We start from the raw sequence: 19,903 nt of genomic DNA on the forward strand, positions 1-19,903 counted from the left end.
GCTGCATTGATCGGGATCAATTCACGCGTGAATTCGGCGCGGGCGTCTCCGTCGCATCGGGAATCTCGGGCAGCAGCTCCAGTGCGGTCGGCGTGGTGCGCAGCATCGGATGGAAGCGGGCAGCGGACAGCAGCCGGCGCGCCTTGAACAGGCGGCGGCCACCCGCGACCAGCGCCAGCGCGCCAAGCGTGACGGCAAAGAACAGCGGCAACGCTGCTGGACCGAACCGCTGCATCAGGACACCCGCGACCGCCGGACCGATCGCGGCACCGATCCCGTTGAGCAACAGCAGCGCACTGCAGCCGGCCAGCAACTGCTCACCCGGCAGGCGATCCAGCAAGTGTGCGACGGCCAGCGGATACAACGCGAAGGCGAGCCCGCCGAACAGGAAGAACACTGCATGCGCCTGGGCCTCGAAGCGCAGCACGAGCAGCGCGGCAGATCTGCAGGATGTGCGTCCGCGGCGCGACGGCCAGCGTCGGCGGCTGCAGACGCGTCGCGCTGACCGGCAGGATCGCCAGCGCGAACAGGATCGCCACCACGCTGAACAGCACCGGGCTGCGCGGCGGCTGCAGGTCCAGCAGCAACTGGCCTGCCGCCAGCGCAAGCAGCGAGACCACCATGTACACGCCGAACACGCGGCTGCGATGCTCCGGTGCCGCCTGAGCGTTCAGCCAGCTTTCGATCACCGTGCACAGCCCGACCAGCGCCATGCCGGTGACCACGCGCAACAGCATCCATCCCGCGGGTTCCATCCAGAGCGGATAGACGAGCACGGCGGCTGCGGCGAGCGCCGCGTGGAAGGCGAACGCACGGATGTGGCCCACACGGCGGATCAGCGGCGGCGCCGTGAACGTACCGAGGAAGAACCCGACGAAGTAGCCCGACATCACCAGGCCCGTGGTGCTTTCGCCCCAGCCCTCGGCCTGGCTGCGCATCGCCAGCAGCGTGCCCAGCAGGCCGTTGCCGCCCAGCAGCAGGGCGACGCTGGCGAGCAGGGCGGTGATGGGAAGCAGGATGCGTAACACGGTGGGCGGACGATTCCATGCAGGGGCGCCGTGGATGCTAACAACCCGATGCTGAGCCGGCGGTTCACACGCGCCGTTCGCCGGCAAGGCCGTACCGATGCGATGCGGCCTGCAGGCCATCGGGTATCCTTCCTGCAGACGCCGTCGACGCGCCGCAGGCAGGAGATCCCGATGAGTGAACGCAAGGTCCCGGGCATCGACGACTACGAGGGCGCGGCAGGCGGTTGGGGCGCGCTCGCCGCGGTCGCTCGCGCGGTGAAGAGCCAGATGGCGGTCGGCCGCGAGACGTCCGCGCTGCGCCGCGTCAACCAGCCCGCCGGCTTCGACTGTCCCGGCTGCGCCTGGCCGGATCCGCGCCACACCTCGTCGTTCGAGTTCTGCGAGAACGGCGCCAAGGCGGTGTCGTGGGAAGCCACGGGCAAGCGCGCGACACCGTCCTTCTTCGCGGACCACACTTTGTCCGAGTTGTGGGAGTGGAGCGACCACGCGCTGGAGGACGAAGGACGCCTGACGCATCCGATGGCCTACGACGCGTCGCTCGACCGTTACGTCGCCATCGGGTGGGACGAAGCCTTTGCCCGCATCGGCGCTGCCCTGCGCGCGCTTCCGCATCCGGACATGGCCGAGTTCTACACCTCGGGACGCACCTCAAACGAAGCCGCCTTCCTGTACCAGCTGATGGTGCGCGAATACGGCACCAACAACTTCCCCGACTGCTCCAACATGTGCCACGAAGCGACCAGCGTCGGCCTGCCCGCGTCCATCGGCGTCGGCAAGGGCACGGTGACGCTGGAGGATTTCGAGCATTGCGATGCGCTTTTCAGCTTCGGCCACAACCCGGGCACCAACCATCCGCGCATGTTGTCCACGCTGCGCGAAGTGTCGAAGCGCGGCGTGCCCATCGTCGCGGTGAATCCGCTGCGTGAACGCGGCCTGGAGCGCTTCACCTCGCCGCAGCACCCGACCGAGATGCTGACCAACACCGCCACGCCGATCGCGCAGACCTATTACCAGGTCAGGATCGGCGGCGACATCGCGCTGTTGAAAGGCATGATGAAGTGGCTGTTCGCCGCCGATGCCGACGATATCGCCAATGGCGGCGCAGGCGTGCTCGACCATGCCTTCATCGCTGAGCACACCGATGGCCTGGACGCGCTGCGCGCCGATATCGAGCGGACGGCATGGGACGAGATCGTCGAGCAGTCGGGCCTGTCGCGCGAGGACATCGCCGACGCGGCACGCATCTACGCCGGGGCCGAGCGGGTGATCCTCTGCTACGGCATGGGGATGACACAGCACCGGCGCGGCACGCAGAACGTGCAGCAGATGGCCAACCTGATGCTGCTGCGGGGCAACGTAGGCAAGCAGGGCGCCGGCATCGCGCCGATCCGCGGGCATTCCAACGTGCAGGGGGACCGCACGGTCGGCATCACCGAGAAGCCGACGCAGGCGCTGGTGGATGCGATCAAGCGGCGTTACGGCTTCGAGTTTCCGCTGACGCATGGCCATGATGCGGTCGAGGCGGTGCGCGCGATCCGCGATGGCCGTTCCAGGGCGCTGGTGTGCATGGGCGGCAACCTGGCGGTGGCCATGCCGGACCCGGACACGACGATTCCCGCCATGCGCTCGCTGGACCTGGCAGTGCATGTCGCCACCAAGTTGAACCGGTCGCACCTGATTCCGGCGAAGCAGGCATTCCTGCTGCCCTGCCTCGGCCGCACCGAACGCGACGTGCAGGCCAGCGGGCCGCAGTCGGTGACGGTGGAGGATTCGATGTCGATGGTGCACGCGTCGCAGGGCGGCCTGCCGCCGGCGTCGGAGCACCTGCAGTCCGAACCCGCCATCGTGGCCGGCATCGCCAAGGCCACGTTGCCGCAGTCGAAGGTCGACTGGGAGGGCCTGGTCGGCGACTACGACCGTATCCGCGACGACATCGAGGCCGTATTCCCGATGTTCGAGGACTTCAACCGGCGCGTGCGCGAACCCGGCGGCTTCCGCCTGTACGTCGGCGCATCCGAACGCGACTGGGGCGGGCCGGGGAAGAAGGCGCAGTTCCTCGTGGCACCCGGCCTGGCCGAAGACCCGGCAGCGGACTCGACGGACGTGCTGACCTTGACCACGATCCGTTCGCACGACCAGTACAACACGACGATCTACGGCTTCGACGACCGCTATCGCGGTGTCAGCGGCAGGCGCGATGTGGTGTTCATGAACCGGCACGACATGCAGGCGCGCGGCCTGCAGCAGGGCGACCGCATCGACGTCGAATCCCGCATGCCGCGCGGGAGCGCGGCAACGCACACCGTGTCCGGTTTCATCGCGATGGAGTACGACCTGCCACGCGGCTCGGCCGCGATGTACTACCCCGAAGGCAACCGGCTGGTACCGCTGGACAGCCATGATCCCCAGTCGGGTACGCCGGCCTACAAGTCGATTCCGGTACGGGTGAAAAAGCGGCACGTCCCGGTCGACCATGCCGATTGACCGCATTGCGGGGACGGCGAGACGCGAGGTTGTCGACGCCACCGGCGGCATGCGGACGACGCGACAGGACCTGCTGGCCGAAGAAGTCCCGCTCGCGATCCACGCCAACGGCGAACCGCTGGCCGTGATGATGGTGTCGCCATGCGACCTGGAGGACTTCGCTTGCGGCTTCGCGCTCACCGAACTGGGAATCGCCCGCCACGACCTGCTGTCGGTGGACGTGCAGTCGCTGCTGGAAGGCATCCGGCTCGACCTGGCGACGCGCCACCCGTTGCCCCGGCACGCGCTGGACCCGCAACGCTGGCTGCCGGGTCGCAGTGGATGCGGCATCTGCGGCCACCGGCATCTGGAAGAGGTCGTCAGGCGTCCCGAATCGGTGGGACAAGGACCCGCCATCGCGTCATCGGCACTCGAAGTCGCATTGGCGGCGCTGGGAAAGCAGCAACCCGTGAACGCGTTCACCGGTGCCCTCCATGCGGCCGCATGGGCAAGGCCGGATGGCACGCTGGTGCTGGTCCGTGAAGACGTGGGCCGTCACAACGCGCTGGACAAGCTGATCGGCGCGATGCTGCTGGGCGGTATCGATGCAGCATCGGGCTTCGCGCTGGTCACCAGCCGGGCCAGCTATGAAATGGTGGCGAAGGCCGCGACGGCCGGCATGCCCTTGCTGGCAGCGATATCGGCCCCCACCGCGCTGGCCGTGGACCTGGCGCAGGGCTGCGGGCTGACCCTGGTGGGCTTCCTGCGCCGCGATCGCCATGTCGTCTACAGCCATGCAGGACGGCTCACGGCGGACTGAATCGGCCGCGCCTGCCGCCGCCCGGCAGCGACCCGCGGGAACGGATGGCCTTCGTCGCAGCCGTTGCGCCATGGCCTCCGGTCCATTCCCGGGCCTCAACGTGACGGCTCCTTGGCCGATAATCCCAGTCGGCAGGGCCGTATCCCTGTAAGGGTTGACCCATGGCGGATACCGTCCCCGACGCAGCGCCCCCACCATCTTTGCAACGCAAGTTCACCACAGCCGTCATCCTGGCCGCCGTGTTGCCCGCCGTGGGTCTGGGGCTTGCGGATCAGGTGGCGGCCTACCGGAGCCAGGCCCAGTACCTGCGTGATCGCGTCGAGGTGACGGCCGCGTTGAGCGGTGCGGCGGTCGACGAGTTCGTGCAGGCGAAGCTGTCGAGCGTAGGGCTGCTCGCCGACCTCGGAACCGTGAAGGTGGAAGGGTGGGGCGCGCGTCTGGAGGAGTTGCGCGAACGCTATCCGCACTTCATCAGCGCCTTGGTCACGGACGGGAACGGCAAGGTCCTGGCCATGTCGCCGGAACCGCCGGCCGACACGCCATCGTCGGGGGTGACGGACAGGGAATACTTCCGGGTGCCCCAGCGTTCCCACCGGCCCTTCGTGTCCGACGCATTCGTGGGCCGTCGCCTCGGGAATGACGCCCTGGTCGCGGTCTCGGCGCCGCTGATGGAAGACGGAAAGTTCATGGGTGTCGTGGAGGGATCGATTCCGGTCAGTTCCTTCGTCTCGGTGCGCACCTCGGGGATCCAGCGCCGCGGCATGGAGGTGCTCATCGTGGATCGCAGCCGCCACGTGATCCACGCGTCCGACGGTATTCCGTACACGTTCCTCCAGGATGTCAGCGATCGCGTTGCATCCGTGGATCCCGCATCCGGGCGGCGTTCGACGCCTGCCGTGTTCATGACCGGTGTCCTGCGTGACGGGCGGGGCGCCTGGGTTTCGCAGGCGAGGCTGGAGGCCGGCTGGACGCTGATCATCTTTGCGCCCGAAACGGAACTCTGGAGCTTCCTCTACCGCAGGGCACTGACGTCTTTCGGGATCATGTCCCTGGTCCTGCTGGGCGTCTGGTTCGCCTACCGGTGGCAGATGAGGCGGTTCAATGCCGCACTGAGAAAGCTCGTCGAGTCGCTGGGAGGATTGGCGGCCGATGGCAGGAACACGATCTCGCGGATCGCGTCCCTTCCCGACGAGTTCCAGCCACTCGGACGCGCCATCAGGGATCTGTCGTGGCGCCTGGAGAGCGCCAATGCCGACCTGCAGGCATCCTTGATGGAGCAGCGGAATCTCGCGCTTTCCCTGCAGGAATCCCTGCAGCGGACCGAGTCGGAAGTGACGGCCAGGACGGCAGAGTTGCGCGCCGCCGTGGAGGAGCTGGATCGACTGAACCAGACGGATGCCCTGACGGGCTGCCTGAACCGGAGAGGGCTGCAGAAGTGCCTTGCTTCGTGGAGCGATGAGCACGGAGAACTGGGCGGGGCCGTCACGGTGATCGCGTTCGACGTCGATCACTTCAAGGCTTACAACGATCGGTATGGTCATGCCGCGGGAGACGCAGCCCTGCGCCGCCTGGCGGGAGCGGTATCCGGACTGCTGGAGGATTCGCTCGGCTGCCTGGTCCGCTCGGGAGGCGAGGAATTTCTGCTGATAGTGCCGACGGCATCATTTCCGGAAACCATGTCCCTGGGCGGCGCCGTCTGCGAGGCCGTAAGCCGGCTGTCGATTCCTCACCAGGATTCGGCCTATGGCGTGATGACCATCAGCGTGGGGCTGGCGCGGGGCAGGGTAGGAGAGGACCTGGCCACCATCCTGATGGCGGCGGACGACGCCTTGTATCGGGCAAAGCATGCTGGGCGCAACCGGGTGGAAAGCTGAGCGTCCGGCCGGTTCTGGTTCCATGCCGCTGTCGAGCGCGACGAAACGAAGCCGGGCGTATGCCGCTTCCTGCGGATGGCGACTTTCGTGATCGCCGCAATGTATGGCTTGGAGATGGCTGCCGGAGGCGAAGCGATCCATGCGATGCCGGATCGGTGTTGTTGGTCGGGTAGCAGCTACAGCTGCAGTTCAAGCCGTGTGTCGGCTGCCAGCGCAGCCGACCAGCGGCCGGGGCCGTCAGCGCGCAGGTCATACAGGCCGAAAGGCGTCACCAGTGCCGCACGTGCGAGGGAGCCGTCGGCCTCCAGTGCGATCACGTGCAGCGTGTGCCCGGGCCAGGCGGAGGCGGTCGCGAAGTGCTTGTCCAGCGCGTCGTTGGCGACGAGTTCGCCCACGCAACGACCATGCTCCAGACGGAATGTTGCGAGGCCACCAACAGGCTGCCGCCCCAGGCGACCGCTATAACGCGGTGAGCGCACCGGGCACGTCACGGATTGCAAACCCGACGGCTGTGGACGAAACGGAGCCGCCAACAGGATCGCGGTCGATTCGATCGACGACACCCAGCTCGCGTTCGACAGCACGCTCGCCACGGTATCTTCTTCCGGCCACACCACGAGTGCGCTGCGTGCGCCGTCGGTCACGCCGGCGTGGTGAGCGATGCGCGCACCATCCGCGTCGGCGCCCACGCGCCACCCCAGTCCCACCTGGTAGTTGCGCTCGCGCACCGGATCGCCGTTCTGCAACCGTGCCGGCTGCAGCATCGAATGCCATGTCGATCCGGAGATCACCTGGCCGTGCAGGACGCTGCCGCCGAAGCGCGCCACTGCCTCTGGCGTGGCCGCCAATCCGCCGCCGGGCCAGGTGTAGCTGAAGTCGCGCAGGGGCAGCAGGCGAGGCGCGCCGTCGCCGATCTCGTAGAGACGCGATGCATTCGGCCCGCGGCCGCTGGTGTCGGCCTGGATACCAAGCCCGGGGACGACCCGGGTCGCGACGTAGTCGAGGAAGGACCGACCGGATTGCGCCTCGATGACCGCGCCGATCAGCGTGTATCCCCACGACGAGTATTCGTAGGACGTGCCGGGACGTGCAAGCAATGGCCGACTGGCGAAGATCCCGACCGCATCGCGCGAGGTCGCGTAGTGGACGCCGCCCCGATTGGCATCGATGGCCTGGTAGTGGGGAAGCCCGGAGGTGTGTGCGGCCAGTTGACGGACACTGATCGGCTGCCAGCCGTTCTTGAGCCAGGGCAGCATGCTTGCTACCGGCGCGTCGAGATCGAGGCGCCCTTCCTCGGACAGCTTGGCGACCGCCGTGGCGGTGATGGCCTTGGACACACTGGCAAGACGGAACACGGTGTCGCGTTGGACGGGCAAGCCTGCGGCGACGTCGCGACGGCCGGAACAACCTGTCCAGACGATCTCGCCGCCGCGCCAGACGGCCGCGCCCATGCCGGGTACGCCGTTGGTGGCGACGAGGGCATCGAGCATGCGTTGCGACGTGGCGATGGCTGGATCGGCAAGGGCGGTTCCGCAGGAGTCCGCGGCATGCGCCGCCACGCTGGTGGTTGTCATGATCGCAACGCAAACGGCCGCAAGCGGACGGAATCGACGGGCGTGCGGGGGGAGATGCGAAGCGGGCATACGGGGGGACTCCTCGAAGGGAGTACGACTGTAGTGCCATGTTTCGTCGCGGGCACGCGACGTCCAGCCAACCGTGCATCGCGCGCGCCGAAGCGGGGCCGCGCGCATGTCGCCACTCAGCGTGGCGGTGTTCCGGCGTCGTGAAGGCGCGTCAACAGTGCATCGATGTAGGTTCGGCTGACCCGCAATGGAGTGCCATCCTTCAGGCGCAGCACGGCATCGCGATTGGTCAGCGGTTGCAGTTCCGCGATCTGGTCGAGGCGAACGATCGCGGAGCGGTGGATACGGACGAACTGCGCCGGATTCAACCGTGTTGCAAGTCGATGGAGTGATTCGCGCACGATGTAGGTGCGCGAGCCGGCGTGCAGCGTTGCATAGTCGCCATCGGCGTCGATCCATTCGACCTCGGCGGCACGGACATAGACGGCACGTCGACCGATGCGCACCGAGAATCGCTCCAGCCACGCGTCGGGATGCGGCGATGCCGGGACATCCACCTGTCCACGACGTCGCCATGCCAGCAGTTGCCGGGCGCGTTCGAGTGCTTCCGCGAAGCGGCTGTCGTCCACGGGCTTGAGCAGGTAGTCCACGGCATTGAGCGAGAAGGCCTGCACCGCGAAGCTGTCGTGTGCCGTCAACAGGATCGCGAGCGGGCGATCGGCAGGCGCCAGCGCGGTCAACACGTCGAGCCCGCTCATGCCGGGCATCTGTATGTCGATGAAGGCGAGGTCCACCGGCTGCGCGCCGAGTCCGTTCAGGGCCGAGGGACCATCGATGTACTCGCCGGCAAGCACCAGATCCTCGCAGCCCGAGAGGCGCGCGATCACGCCGCTGCGCGCCAAGGGTTCGTCATCGATCACGGCTACCCGGATCATGTCGTCACCTCCACGCCGATGCGCAATGGCAGCGACAGTGCGACGTGGTAGCGTCCATCATCGCCCTGGCCGGCATGCAGTTCATACGCCGCCGGGTAGAGCCGTGACAGACGATCGTCGATGTTGCGCAGGCCCACCGGCTCGGTGCGATCGGTTCCGGACGCGTCGATACGCTCGTCTCCGGGCGGAAGATCGTTGCTCATCCTGACATGCAGCATGCTCGGGCTACCGGTGATGTCGATCTCCAGTCGACCGGGACCACGCCGCGGTGCGATGCCGTGCCGGATCGCATTCTCGACCAGCGGCTGCAGCAGCAGGTAGGGCACGCGCGCACCCAGCAGTCCTGGTCCGACCCGCCATTTCAGTTGCAGTCGATCCCCCAGCCGCGCCTTCTCGATCTCCAGATAGCCTTCGGTCAATGCCAGTTCCTCCGCCAGGCTGACCTCATGCGCATGCCCAAGATCGAGGGTCGCGCGCAGGAAATCGCCGAGGCGGGCGAGCATCTGGCGCGCTTCTTGGCCTTTCTGCTCTGCCACCAGTGCCGAGACCGCATTGAGGGTGTTGAACAGGAAGTGCGGTTGCAACTGATAGCGCAGTGCGCGCAGTTCCGCATCACGCGCCAGCGACTGGGCCTCCAGGCGATGGGCGTGCTCCTGCTTGAGCTCGGCGTAGTAGGTCACCACCGCATGTATCGCGCAGAACGCGATCAGTGTCAGCCAGGCACCTTCAATGCCGCGAAAGACCAGCCACCAATTGAAGTCAGGCGACCGCGGTCCCGCGATGGCCGCCTGCAGTCCGATATTGAGTACGCGCGTGGCGAGCGTCATCAAGTACGTGGCCATCAGCAGCGTCAGCGCCACGACCCAAAGGGGCTTCCCGCGCGCCCACAGGTGACGCTGCAACAGCGTCAATGGGATCACCCACAGCACGAAGGTCATCAGGAACAGGGTCCGCGAGACCGTGGCGACGCCGTGCCCCAGACTGGGAACCGCCATCAGCACCAGGCAGGTCGCCAGCGGCAGGCCCGCCAGCAGCGGCAGCCAGAGCGGAGGCAGGTGGTGGGTGTGGGGTGTGATCGCCGTTCTCCGAACTGGATGAATATCCGTGGTCATGGTGCCAGTACCTCATCGCTTTGCCGAGTGGTTCCTGCGGCATGTACCGGCAATCTTCGCCCGTGGATCCGCATGGCAGCTGCGCATTCTTGTCGCTCGCATCAGGTCGGGACCGCCGTGATCGTGGTGCAGGCGTCCGGCCGCGCGATCGGCCGACATGCGCCGCGCCCCGACTGATGCGCAGCGCGCCAGTCGGCACATTCGCAAACCTCGCTCCGTCAAGCAGCTCGAGGGTCGATTCTTCTATGTCTTGCCTTTGACTCGCTGGGCGCTCTTGCGGATGGAAGCAAACCTGCTGCTTGCGGAACACCGGTAGTGCGAGCGTCTGCAAGATATCCAGTTCAAGCGGGCATTCGGCGAGCCTGGCTGCGTTTTCCACGGAGAGTGCGTTGAGCCGGTCAACCGGTGCGCCAGTCCGGTGAGCGGAATCCGGGAAACGATGGATCATTTGTCTACCTGTTCAGTAATCGACCGTTCCCGATATCCGGGTTGCATGGGAACGATCCGGCGGCGGGAGTTCCGGGCGGAGAAATCACTTGGCCACGGGAGCGGACAGGACCTTCCAACGACCGATTTGAGAAATTCCTGATTTTCGTAGGGTATCTGTACCCAGGGTAGGCGCGTGTCGCGCAACTTGCGTGGACGTATCAATGGGTCCGCGCGTGATCAATCATTGGAGAAAAACGTGATCAAACAGAAGGCATCGGCTATCGCAATCATCACTGCTGCAGGCCTGTTGCAGGCCTGCTCCACGCTGGGTGCATCTTTCGCAGTCAGTGACGAAGCCCTGGTTCCCAGAACCGAAACGGCGATCGGCTTGCCAAGCAGTCAATTCACCATATCGGACCGGGTGAATGAAGGCGTGACCGCCCGCTACAAGGTCGTGACGAAATCCGGAAAACAGTACAACTGCTTCGTTGGCGGATCGCTTACCGGGATCGGAAAATCGGTCTCCGAAGCTGTCTGCAAACCGCTGGATGGTTCCGCGCCTTCGCAGCCGTCGGACAAGAACTGCGACGCGTTGAGTCGTGCCGCAGGTCGTTGCTAGACCTGCATTGTGCTCGCCGCAACCGGCCACGCGTAATGCGCCCTGGTTGCGGCGACAAGGCTCATCGTCTCGATTCCGGAAGACTGCATGGCGCCCATGCCCGGTCACGGGGCACGCAGGTTCTCACCATGCTGCCGGCATTTCCGTCTGGCCTTTCACAGGTCAACGGCGGGTCATGGCATGGATCGCTTGAAGTCTTGGGGGGCACATGAAGCGTCGGATACTCCTGGCAGGTTTGGCGCTGGTCTGTGCGCCAGCGGCGGCACGAGACTGTGGTGAAGGACTGAAGCGGGAACTCCTGGCTCGGTTTGAGGTGGACCAGCACGCGCGAAAGGCATTGAGCGCCACACCAGCTTCCGGCGTGGCGCAAGATGCGGCGCTGCGCATTGATGCGGAGAATACGGCTTTCATGCGAGACGTCCTTTCCGCGTGCGGTTGGCCCAAGCGATCCGAGTTGGGCGACGAGGCTGCCAAGGCGGCCTGGCTTCTCACCCAGCACGCCGACATGGACCCTGAGTACCAGGTTCTGGCATCACGTCAGCTCAAGTACGCCGTGCTCGCCAACGAAGCCGAGCCGCAGCGCCTCGCACTCCTCGTCGACCGCAACCGCCGGCTCAATGATCAGCCGCAGGTTTATGGCACGCAGTTCTTCCGCGACTCCGTTGGCCCGGTACGGTTCTTCGACATCGTCATGCCCGCGCAGTTGGATCAACGTCGCAAGGGAGTCGGTCTTTCGTCGTTCTATTGCTGGGCTCAGAAGATCTCCGCGATGAACCAGAGGGCTCCTGTGCAGTGGCCTGCAGGAGTCCTGTTCCAGCCCGAGGAATGCGTTGATGCTCCGCGACAATTCAGCCAAGGCTGACGCGACCCGCTGCAACAGCGACACGGAGAAGCGTCTTGCCATGCCGCGCGGGTGTGATGGCTGGGCGCCTGACCCGTCACTTCATTGCGTCAGGCGCTGGCCGCCACGGAGAGTTCACATGTCCCTTCTGACAAATATCGCCTTCACGGCCTTCAGCTTTCTGGTCTTTGCCCAGCCTGCAATGGCAACCCATAACCAGCCCGGGGACGTCGCCGATCTTCATGATGTGGTTGAAAAGTTCCGTGCATCGATCATCGGCAAGGACAAGGAAACGTTCGTGGGTCTTTTTTACTCTGACGACCCCGGTCACGTGGTTTGGCGGTCGGTGACCGATGACGCGAGGGTGGCACGAATCCAGAAGACGAAGCCGGAAGAGCGCAAGGCCCACCGTGAGCCTGAAAGCAACTATCTGACGTTCATTGACGGGATTGCGAAACCAGGTGCAAAACCGAGAGAGGAAATCTTCCGGGACATCGTCGTGGATACGGATGGTGAAATCGCATCCGTGAATTTCGACTATTCCTACCTTGCAGACGGCAAGGAAACAAATTGGGGGCGCGAGATGTGGCATCTGGTCCGTACCGAGGACGGATGGAAAATCATCTCCGTGATCTATTCGGTGCGAGACCCCGTTTCGCGGCCATGAGGCAGGACCTCATGAGAGCGGTCATCTGCGAGCGGTACGGAGGTCCAGAAGTTCTGCGGATCGCAGAGATTGCCAAGCCCGAGCCTGCCGAGGACGAGGTCCTCGTCAGGGTCCACGCGGCGACCGTCACGTCTGCCGACCGACGCCTTCGAAGCATGGACATGCCGCAAGGGTTCGGACTCATCGCCCGTGCGATGTTCGGAATCACCAAGCCCCGGAATACGGTACTGGGAAGTGAATTCTCCGGTCAGATCGAGTCGACAGGCACGAAGGTCACCCGGTTCAGGCGTGGAGACAAGGTGTTCGGTTCCAGCGGCGCCAGTCTGGGCTGTCATGCGGAGTACCTGTGCATCAAGGAGACAGGCGCTGTCGCACTCAAACCCCTGAACCTGGATCACCGCCAGGCTGCCGCGCTCTCCTTTGGCGGCACCACGGTGCTGGACTATCTGCGCAGGTCGCAGTTTCTGCCTGACGAGCGAATCCTGATCAACGGAGCATCCGGTTGCGTGGGCAGCGCCGCAGTCCAGCTCGCCAGGTATTTGGGTGCCGAAGTAACGGCGGTCTGCAGTACGAGGAATGCAACCATCGTGAAGTCGCTCGGAGCACAGCGTGTCATCGACTACACGATGCAGGACTTCACAGCCAACGGCGATACGTACGACGTCATTCTTGATGCCGTCGGAAACTGCTCGTTTCACAAGGTCTCGAAAAATCTGAAGGGCAGGGGACGATTGCTGCTGCTGGCACCGAACGTGCCGGATCTCCTGCACGTTCCCGTCGCCGCAATGACGACCACGAAGCGGATAATCGCGGGGCCAGCTTCGGAAACGCCGGAAGACGTCGGTTTGCTTGCGAGCTTGGCGTTCAGAGGGACGTTCATGCCTTTGATGGATAGGACCTATTCGTTGGATGACATCGCTGCCGCGCACGAGTACGTGGATACGGGACGCAAGCGGGGGAGTGTGGTGGTGGACCTGATGTGCAGGGCTTCGACCCCGGGGCCGGGGATTCGCTGTTCGAAGCACGATGAACAATGAAGGCCAAGGCCCAGCAGAGATGGCAACGAGGTACCGGGCAGGGCGACTGTCGCTCCGGCACGCCCCCAGAGAAGGCAGGGAACCAGATGCGTAAACAGGCGGCCCGCATTGCAATAGCCGTTCTCCTCACAGGGCTCGTATTCCTTGGGTTTCCCTTGAGCGGGTCCGCAGAAGGTCGGTGCCCTCCTGGCATGTTCGAAACCGGGTCGCGTGATTTCATCGCCTGTGCACCGATTCCTGGTTATGGCGAGCAGCAAGGCGAGGAAGGGCGGCAAGGTATGACCGTGATCCAGATGGTATGGGCTGACCGGTGGGGCGCCTATGCATCTGAAACAGGAGGAAGTGGTCTGGGAGTGGTGAATGGCCGAGCCTCCAAAGCGTCGGCCGAAAGGGACGCCGTACTCGATTGCAAGCAAGTGGCAAAGGAGCCAGAGAAGTGTTCCGTGCATCTTTCCTTCTACAACCAATGCGCGGCCTACGCTTGGGGTGGCGGGCGCGGCATAGCGGCGTCGGCGGTAGACGAAAAGACCGCGATCCTTGAAGCAACACGGCTATGCGATTCCGCATCAGGCGTGGAGTGCATGATCTACCACAGTGGCTGCAGCTTTCAGGAAGCCGTTCCACCGTAGGTGGCGTTTTCGCAAATGGCATGTACGCGCAGCCGAAGAGTGGCCTCGCAGGAAATACGATTGAATATCTGCAACGAACAGGAATAAGGCATATGAAAAAGCTGTTGATCCTCGCGAGCACTGCAGCTTTCGCGCTGGCGGTGGCATTTCCTGCCGGCGCGTGTCCGATCGGCATGTTGTTTAACGGGAGTGGCTGTAGTCCTCCGTATGAGTACACGGGGTGGGATCTATTACGTGACCGTCGGGCTGCAATTGATGCCATCGGCTCTGATTCAATCTTCAATCGTGGCCCTCCGGCTCCGGGTCTGACCGCAGAGGAAGCGGAAGCATTAGAGCGCGGTATTCTGGAAGCAGAGCAAGAGAGGCAAAGAAAGCTCGCGGAGCTTGAAAATGGAGTATGGAATGTCGATTCCACTTCCACGCCGGAGGGAAATTTATGCGCCGCAACGTTCTCCATGTTTACGAACAGTTTCAAAGAAGGCGTAATAGGTGGTCTTGTCACCATCGTGGGGTTTCAGCAACCAAAGCAAGATGCGTGGCTTATGTTCTACGGCGCCAAGATTCCAAAGCCACGATCCGTCAAGAAACTGAGCATTACTCTCCAGCAAGATGATGAGCCTGCACAGACCCTGCAAGTATTCAATTTCACGGAAACAAGGGACGTCGGCGCGATCGTGTTTGCTGTCCCCGGGTTGACAGCGTTAGTAAATGGAATGAGCGATGTGCAAAGGTTTAGGTTGTCCGATGGCAGGAAAGTTCTACTGGATATCGAATGGCACAGCGCGGCACCGATCATCGAGAAGCTCAAGCAATGCGCAAGGTAGCGCGTCGCCACCAGGGCGGGGCAGGGATATTGCGCACATCGCGATGTTTGATCACGCCGCAGTCAAACGCATGGAGACCTGAATGTTCACGAGGCGCGACTTCCTGATTGCATCTGCCATGGCGAGCGCGCTTGTGGCTGTTCCTTCCGCCGCAGTTCCTGCTTCGCGCCGCTTCGATGCGGCAACGCGACTTCGGGCGCTTGAAGTTGGCCAGGCGCGCCTGGGCGTGTGTTTCCTTGACACGGGTTCGGGTGAAGTCAGTGGAAACCGCATGGAGGAACACTTCGCCCTGTGCTCGACGTTCAAGCTGGCGCTTGTCGCTGCCTACCTCCGCGAAGCGGACCATGGCCGGATCGATCTTGATGAGATTGTCGCCTACTCGGAAGCCGATCTTTTGCCCTGGGCGCCCGTGACGCGCAAGAACCTCGCGAAAGGCGGCTTGAGCATCGCTGCACTGGCGCAAGCGGCCCAGGAGATGAGCGATGGTGCTGCCGCCAATCTTCTGGTCAGGCGCCTCGGCGGGCCGTTCGCGGTCACTGCCAAGATTCGCGAGATGGGCGACACCGTGACCCGGCTTGACCGCTATGAGCCGGATCTGGGCCTCGTGCTATCGGCCGATCTTCGCGATACCACATCGCCATCGGCGATGGCGAAGCTCGTCCGGCACGTTACAACAGGCGACATCCTGCAGCGTAGTTCGCAGGAGCGTCTCTTGCAGTGGATGCGGAACACGAACACCGGTCCCAATCGGTTGCGCGCCGGCCTGCCCAGAGAGTGGCGTACCGGAAACAAAACCGGAACCGGCCGCGTGGAGGGAACGACGAACAAATGCAACGATATCGCGATCACTTTTCCGCCGGGCAGGGCGCCCGTCATCATTGCGGCCTACTTCGATAGCGGCGAGTACACGGAGCAGACCGAGGCCAAGCATGAGGCCGTTCTCGCCGAAGTTGGAAGGATCGCCGCCCAATGGGTCGTCGGTTAGTTGCTCAAGAGGCCATGGGACTCAAATATTTGGTGAGCACATCCTGACAATTCATTCGAGCCACGCCGCCCCGCGGCCGGGCTTGATTCAGGCGTTGACGACAATGGAGATACATGGCGTGTGGAAGAAATTATTTATCGCTCTGGCGTTGATCTCACCCAACGTCGCGTTCGCGCAGCGAATCGCGTTCTCGTTTGACGATGGATTTGATACCGGCAAGGAACCCGAGGCCCGCCAGTTGAACTCGGCGCTGGCAACTGCGCTTTCCCGGAATGGCGTGAAGGCGATTTTCTTCGCAAGCGGACTCCGCGTTGACAATGAGACCGGGCTCGAGCTTGCACAGGAATGGACTCGGCAAGGCCATGATCTGGCGAATCACAGCTATAGCCACCGAAACTTCCACAACTCCTCGGTGACTTTGGCGTCGTTTATGGAAGACGCTGAAAAGAATGAAGCGCTTCTGTCAGGGCTGGCCGGGTGGAAGATGCGCTACCGGTTTCCGTACCTCAAGGAAGGCGACACCGCAGCGAAGCGGGACGGCGCGCGCGCTTGGCTGGCACAGCGGGGGTATCGGTCCGGTGCGGTATCCATCGACACAAGCGACTGGTATTACGACAAACGGCTCCGCGAGTGGATAGCGAAGAACCCTGGGCGACACCCCGCGGCTTTTCAGGAACCCTACCTCGACCATCTGCTGGACAGGGCCAACACTTACGCGGCGCTTGCGAAGGAGGTGGTCGGTCGGGAGATAGACCACGTCATGCTATTGCACACGAATCGCATCAACGCCTACTTCATATCGGATGTCATCGCCCGGTTTCGCGCCGCAGGCTGGCAGATAATCGAACCCGAAGCCGCCTATGAAGACCCGGTGTACCTTTCGGCACCCGATGTGCTGCCGGCAGGAGAAAGCCTTGTGTGGTCGCTCGCAAAGCAGGCTGGCAAGCATGGTCTTCGCTACCCGGCAGAAGATGGCGTGTACGAAGAAGCAAAACTGGACGAGCTTGGGCTGTAGCCGGAATTTCGGTGGCGACCGATCTTGCTTGGCCATCTACTGAAGATCGTTATCTACTGAAGATCGAATCTGAAAAGCGTGGCTCGTGGGTTTTCACAGTCCGCATCGGGGCTGACAGCCACACAAGCGCCATGCCAGCCATTGCTTGGCCAAGTGCCACCACCAGCCCCAATCCGACCTTGACATAATATGCATTATGCGAAATGTAGGACGTAAACTGAACCCGCCGGGAAAGGCCCGGAAAACCGCCAAAACCGTTGCCGTGACTGCTGTCTGCTGGAGAGCAACCGCCCCTGCGATGGCGGACAAATCACTCTATTGCCGCCAACAATCGCCCTCTGATCGTAGATCGGCACACAAAGTGCCACCGGCTCGAACTTTCCTCTCACAAAACACCCCCGATTCATAGAATCTGCCACCGAACCATGACCGTAGCAGGATCCGAAGGATTGATATTTGAGCTAGGGATGTCCGGTGCTGAGGAGATAATTCTGCGGACAATTGCCCTCAGCTCCTTGGGAAATGCTAACAAACTACCGCTCCCCTGAAATGTACACAGGTACGACGGTGCACTCGGAGCTGTTGTTGATCGCAAAGAAGTTTGGAGCCCCTAGGCAGAATCATTGTCTTTAGACGTAGAAAATACTGCCGTGCAGACAATTTGGTACATCAGAGGAGGAAACTGCGTGCGCCACGCCAGACTGACCACCGAACCAAACGAAGTTGATCAGTAAACCGACGACCAGTCTCACTGGCCCGGCCAGATTGATCAGTTTACAGGCCGGTTATCGCCTCCCAGTGATGCCTGCTTCCATGGCGGCTCGCAGCATGTCCTGGTAACAGCCCGAATGCAGTGCGCCCATGACCGGTGAGGGCTTGGAGATTCCGGTCTCACTCGGTGCATTGAGAAACGACCCCAGCGTCCACGGCAACACCACCAGGTTCTTCATGTTGAAGCGCGTGGGCTTCCACAGGCCCGCAATTTTCAGATGCTCTGGGTCTTCCAGCAGGAAACAGCCTGCAGTGACGGGGCGGGGCTTCTGTGAAGTCCCGTATGCGACCCGCAGCAGCGGTGGCTCCCTGCCCTCCATGACGGAGACCACCAGTGCTGGGCGCTCCTTCATCGTGGGGTCTTTCGGATCGTAATTGGGGAAGTGACACCAAACGATGTCCCCAGCCTTGGGCAGCCTGGGCCAGGACGTGGACATTACAGGCCCTGGATCAAGCTGGACGTGGGTTCATACTCGGCTTCAAGATGCCCATGGCGGGCACGGATGGCTTTCATTGCCTTGGCGGAAAGCTCCGGGGCATCTTCCGGCAAGGTGGGCAACACGTCCTCGCGCAGCTTGGCCAGCGCGTAGTTGATGAGTTGGGTTTCGTTGAAGCCCAGCTTTGCGGCCATCGCTTTGACGGTCTTGCGCGTCACTGTGTTCGGCGTGTCCTTTTCCTTGAACTTCATGAGTAGTTGCGGCGCGGACATCGGAGCCCCATATGTATATATTGTATATATACATATTCTCAAGTCAGAACGATCACGTCAAGTCCGCCGCCGCAATACCGGTGACCGCTCGGCCGTGATCGGTTTGGGTGGTCAAGAGTGTCGGTGCCCGCAGAAACTCCGCACTTTCGAGGCAAAGAGTTCTGCTTTGAGCGAACAGATGCCGCGCATGTCGGCTTCCCGCCGCATCCGTCAGCATGCAGGTGGTCAAACCCGGCTGATTTCGGCCAGTTCTTCATCGAGGATTTCGCCGATGCTCTTGGCCGACACCTTCCCCGTCAGCTCGTAGTTGATGCGCCCACCCAGCAGGCCCTTGATTTCCGCCCATTGCTCAGGCGTGAAGTCTGGAGCGCCTTCATCCGCTTCGGGCCGTATAGCGCTTTGGATTGCGCCTTCTTCATTATTTGGTTCTGTCTGCATGGATCAGATCCTCGCTACTAATCGGTCGAAACTTTAGCGCGCTTTCTTGAGGTCGGCGCTGCTCGCTTTCCAGCGAGCGTCCGTTGTTTTTGTGGGATCTCGCTTCGGCGCAGGGCAGCTTCCAAGGCTGCAGGAAAATCCTGCAGCTTGGCCAATTGCGCTTCCAGCGCATCAGCTCGAGCACGTTCGATGCCGGCATCCCGATTTGCATCGGTAGCCAAGGCTTTAGCCTGCTCAGCAGCTTGGAATAGTAACTTCTCCGCAGCGGCATGCTCTTTGGTAGCCGCATTCAGGCGGATCTGCAGCTCCTTGTTCTCCTGGCGAGCGCGATCGATCTCGATATGGGCTCGATCCTCGACGGCTCGAACATGCTGGCTTAGGCTCTCACGCTCAGCCCTTGAAGAATCCTGCAGCTCCTGGAACCTCGTTTCTACGGCTTGACGAGCGGTTTCGAGCGCCGTTCCTTTCGCCATTTCAGCGTCGCGCTGCCGGGACATTTCTTCCACATGTCCTTCAAGTTGACTGACAAGACGCTGCAACTCGGCCGCCTGAGTCGAAGCCAGACGCTCCGCATGTGTGGCCACCGCCACTATGTCCCGGAGAGCTGCAGCCTCGGCCTCAAAATCTTCCCGTTCCTGGCGCAGCGTGTCCCGCACTCCCTGAAGGGCGTTGCGCTCGTGGGTAAGGGCTTCGGCCGCGGTACTACGAGCGTGCTCAAGTGCCAAGGCCCACCACTCCCCTGCCAAGGCCATGACGGCTTCCGGTGCGTCCGGGATACCAATGCGCCGATGCTGAGCTTCTAGACGCACGCCAAGTCCCTGCCACCAGGTCTCCAGCCATCGGGTGACCGTGTTCGGCGAACCGGTGCCCAAGTGCGCGCGGATACGCTCGACGGTGGGTCGGTCGCCTGCAGCGACGATTTCGTCTGCTGCGGTATGGACGTCGGATTCGGTAATGCCTCGAGCCATGGATTGCCTCCTACTGGGGCACCCTGCCCCATTGATTCCGTACTCACGATAAGTGATGATTATCGCCACTAAACGCCATATTTCGTTGTATATATTACATAGTCGCCCCTGCAAAACTCCAGCAACCCGCATGAGCGTTCACTCTCACGCACCTGG

Annotated in this window: 18 protein-coding genes and 1 pseudogene; 11 read left to right on the forward strand and 8 right to left on the reverse strand. The window is 62.9% G+C overall.

The genetic code is table 11. The features are described 5' to 3' along the window. Positions 1–16: 16 nt before the first annotated feature. A pseudogene (locus V7060_RS11905) lies at positions 17–1,016 on the reverse strand (MFS transporter). 183 nt (positions 1,017–1,199) lie between these two features. Between V7060_RS11905 and V7060_RS11910 the strand changes: the two are divergent. The 3 genes from V7060_RS11910 to V7060_RS11920 all read left to right on the forward strand — a co-directional run bounded on the left by V7060_RS11910 (position 1,200) and on the right by V7060_RS11920 (position 6,185). After that, positions 1,200–3,512 (forward strand): FdhF/YdeP family oxidoreductase, encoded by a 2,313-nt coding sequence (locus V7060_RS11910; protein WP_334179456.1) that lies wholly within the window; start codon positions 1,200–1,202, stop codon positions 3,510–3,512. Between the two features lie 49 nt (positions 3,513–3,561). Further along, complete coding sequence (fdhD, locus tag V7060_RS11915) at positions 3,562–4,311, forward strand: formate dehydrogenase accessory sulfurtransferase FdhD (protein ID WP_334179457.1); 750 nt, start codon at positions 3,562–3,564, stop codon at positions 4,309–4,311. Between the two features lie 161 nt (positions 4,312–4,472). Further along, positions 4,473–6,185 (forward strand): diguanylate cyclase, encoded by a 1,713-nt coding sequence (locus tag V7060_RS11920; protein WP_334179458.1) that lies wholly within the window; start codon positions 4,473–4,475, stop codon positions 6,183–6,185. Positions 6,186–6,361: 176 nt separating this feature from the next. On the opposite strand, the gene V7060_RS11925 is transcribed toward V7060_RS11920, so the two are convergent. The 3 genes from V7060_RS11925 to V7060_RS11935 form a co-directional block, all read right to left on the reverse strand. Next, the gene (locus V7060_RS11925) at positions 6,362–7,759 is read right to left on the reverse strand and encodes a serine hydrolase domain-containing protein (RefSeq protein ID WP_334179459.1); all 1,398 of its coding nucleotides are present in this window, start codon (positions 7,757–7,759) and stop codon (positions 6,362–6,364) included. A gap of 185 nt (positions 7,760–7,944) precedes the next feature. Beyond that, positions 7,945–8,703: a LytTR family DNA-binding domain-containing protein gene (locus V7060_RS11930; RefSeq protein WP_334179460.1), complete on the reverse strand. Its 759-nt coding sequence runs from the start codon at positions 8,701–8,703 to the stop codon at positions 7,945–7,947. Then, entirely contained in the window at positions 8,700–9,815 is a 1,116-nt protein-coding gene (locus tag V7060_RS11935) for a histidine kinase (protein WP_334179461.1), read from the reverse strand. Before V7060_RS11935 ends, V7060_RS11930 begins: the two co-directional genes overlap by 4 nt. A gap of 622 nt (positions 9,816–10,437) precedes the next feature. On the opposite strand from V7060_RS11935, the gene V7060_RS11940 reads away from it, so the two are divergent. The 8 genes from V7060_RS11940 to V7060_RS11975 all read left to right on the forward strand — a co-directional run bounded on the left by V7060_RS11940 (position 10,438) and on the right by V7060_RS11975 (position 16,861). Next, a complete protein-coding gene (locus V7060_RS11940) occupies positions 10,438–10,863 on the forward strand; it encodes a hypothetical protein (protein ID WP_334179462.1) in 426 nt (141 codons plus the stop codon). A gap of 208 nt (positions 10,864–11,071) precedes the next feature. Then, positions 11,072–11,725 carry a DUF6624 domain-containing protein gene (locus tag V7060_RS11945; protein ID WP_334179463.1) on the forward strand — a complete coding sequence of 218 codons (654 nt, stop codon included), beginning with the start codon at positions 11,072–11,074 and terminating at the stop codon, positions 11,723–11,725. 118 nt (positions 11,726–11,843) lie between these two features. Next, positions 11,844–12,371, forward strand: coding sequence for a nuclear transport factor 2 family protein (locus tag V7060_RS11950; RefSeq protein ID WP_334179464.1), 528 nt, complete (start codon positions 11,844–11,846; stop codon positions 12,369–12,371). An 11-nt stretch (positions 12,372–12,382) separates the two neighbouring features. After that, on the forward strand, positions 12,383–13,408 hold the full coding sequence (locus tag V7060_RS11955; RefSeq protein WP_334179465.1) for an NAD(P)-dependent alcohol dehydrogenase: 1,026 nt from the start codon (positions 12,383–12,385) through the stop codon (positions 13,406–13,408). Between the two features lie 191 nt (positions 13,409–13,599). Then, complete coding sequence (locus V7060_RS11960) at positions 13,600–14,037, forward strand: DUF4189 domain-containing protein (RefSeq protein ID WP_334179466.1); 438 nt, start codon at positions 13,600–13,602, stop codon at positions 14,035–14,037. Between the two features lie 92 nt (positions 14,038–14,129). Next, positions 14,130–14,861, forward strand: coding sequence for a hypothetical protein (locus tag V7060_RS11965; RefSeq protein WP_334179467.1), 732 nt, complete (start codon positions 14,130–14,132; stop codon positions 14,859–14,861). An 82-nt stretch (positions 14,862–14,943) separates the two neighbouring features. Further along, positions 14,944–15,846, forward strand: coding sequence for a class A beta-lactamase (bla, locus tag V7060_RS11970; RefSeq protein ID WP_334179468.1), 903 nt, complete (start codon positions 14,944–14,946; stop codon positions 15,844–15,846). 118 nt (positions 15,847–15,964) lie between these two features. Continuing rightward, positions 15,965–16,861: a polysaccharide deacetylase family protein gene (locus V7060_RS11975; RefSeq protein WP_334179469.1), complete on the forward strand. Its 897-nt coding sequence runs from the start codon at positions 15,965–15,967 to the stop codon at positions 16,859–16,861. 785 nt (positions 16,862–17,646) lie between these two features. Here V7060_RS11975 and V7060_RS11980 read toward each other — a convergent pair. The 4 genes from V7060_RS11980 to V7060_RS11995 form a co-directional block, all read right to left on the reverse strand. After that, complete coding sequence (locus V7060_RS11980) at positions 17,647–18,069, reverse strand: type II toxin-antitoxin system PemK/MazF family toxin (protein ID WP_334179470.1); 423 nt, start codon at positions 18,067–18,069, stop codon at positions 17,647–17,649. Next, positions 18,069–18,320 (reverse strand): hypothetical protein, encoded by a 252-nt coding sequence (locus tag V7060_RS11985; protein WP_334179471.1) that lies wholly within the window; start codon positions 18,318–18,320, stop codon positions 18,069–18,071. Before V7060_RS11985 ends, V7060_RS11980 begins: the two co-directional genes overlap by 1 nt. Positions 18,321–18,566: 246 nt before the next feature. Beyond that, on the reverse strand, positions 18,567–18,779 hold the full coding sequence (locus tag V7060_RS11990; RefSeq protein ID WP_334179472.1) for a hypothetical protein: 213 nt from the start codon (positions 18,777–18,779) through the stop codon (positions 18,567–18,569). 17 nt (positions 18,780–18,796) lie between these two features. Beyond that, positions 18,797–19,747 carry a DNA-binding protein gene (locus tag V7060_RS11995; protein ID WP_334179473.1) on the reverse strand — a complete coding sequence of 317 codons (951 nt, stop codon included), beginning with the start codon at positions 19,745–19,747 and terminating at the stop codon, positions 18,797–18,799. Positions 19,748–19,903 lie beyond the last annotated feature (156 nt).

The organism is Pseudoxanthomonas sp., assembly GCF_036845285.1.
Classification (GTDB): Bacteria; Pseudomonadota; Gammaproteobacteria; order Xanthomonadales; family Xanthomonadaceae; genus Pseudoxanthomonas_A.

What these genes read in the sequence shown, in the direction of transcription:
- V7060_RS11945 (WP_334179463.1), top strand. Translation starts at nt 11,072, where the DNA reads ATGAAGCGTCGGATACTCCTGGCAGGTTTGGCGCTGGTCTGTGCGCCA.
- V7060_RS11980 (WP_334179470.1), bottom strand. Translation starts at nt 18,069, where the DNA reads ATGTCCACGTCCTGGCCCAGGCTGCCCAAGGCTGGGGACATCGTTTGG.
- V7060_RS11910 (WP_334179456.1), top strand. Translation starts at nt 1,200, where the DNA reads ATGAGTGAACGCAAGGTCCCGGGCATCGACGACTACGAGGGCGCGGCA.
- V7060_RS11960 (WP_334179466.1), top strand. Translation starts at nt 13,600, where the DNA reads ATGTTCGAAACCGGGTCGCGTGATTTCATCGCCTGTGCACCGATTCCT.
- V7060_RS11925 (WP_334179459.1), bottom strand. Translation starts at nt 7,759, where the DNA reads ATGACAACCACCAGCGTGGCGGCGCATGCCGCGGACTCCTGCGGAACC.
- fdhD (WP_334179457.1), top strand. Translation starts at nt 3,562, where the DNA reads ATGCGGACGACGCGACAGGACCTGCTGGCCGAAGAAGTCCCGCTCGCG.
- bla (WP_334179468.1), top strand. Translation starts at nt 14,944, where the DNA reads ATGTTCACGAGGCGCGACTTCCTGATTGCATCTGCCATGGCGAGCGCG.
- V7060_RS11990 (WP_334179472.1), bottom strand. Translation starts at nt 18,779, where the DNA reads ATGCAGACAGAACCAAATAATGAAGAAGGCGCAATCCAAAGCGCTATA.
- V7060_RS11920 (WP_334179458.1), top strand. Translation starts at nt 4,473, where the DNA reads ATGGCGGATACCGTCCCCGACGCAGCGCCCCCACCATCTTTGCAACGC.
- V7060_RS11935 (WP_334179461.1), bottom strand. Translation starts at nt 9,815, where the DNA reads ATGACCACGGATATTCATCCAGTTCGGAGAACGGCGATCACACCCCAC.
- V7060_RS11955 (WP_334179465.1), top strand. Translation starts at nt 12,383, where the DNA reads ATGAGAGCGGTCATCTGCGAGCGGTACGGAGGTCCAGAAGTTCTGCGG.
- V7060_RS11965 (WP_334179467.1), top strand. Translation starts at nt 14,130, where the DNA reads ATGAAAAAGCTGTTGATCCTCGCGAGCACTGCAGCTTTCGCGCTGGCG.
- V7060_RS11995 (WP_334179473.1), bottom strand. Translation starts at nt 19,747, where the DNA reads ATGGCTCGAGGCATTACCGAATCCGACGTCCATACCGCAGCAGACGAA.
- V7060_RS11950 (WP_334179464.1), top strand. Translation starts at nt 11,844, where the DNA reads ATGTCCCTTCTGACAAATATCGCCTTCACGGCCTTCAGCTTTCTGGTC.
- V7060_RS11985 (WP_334179471.1), bottom strand. Translation starts at nt 18,320, where the DNA reads ATGAAGTTCAAGGAAAAGGACACGCCGAACACAGTGACGCGCAAGACC.
- V7060_RS11930 (WP_334179460.1), bottom strand. Translation starts at nt 8,703, where the DNA reads ATGATCCGGGTAGCCGTGATCGATGACGAACCCTTGGCGCGCAGCGGC.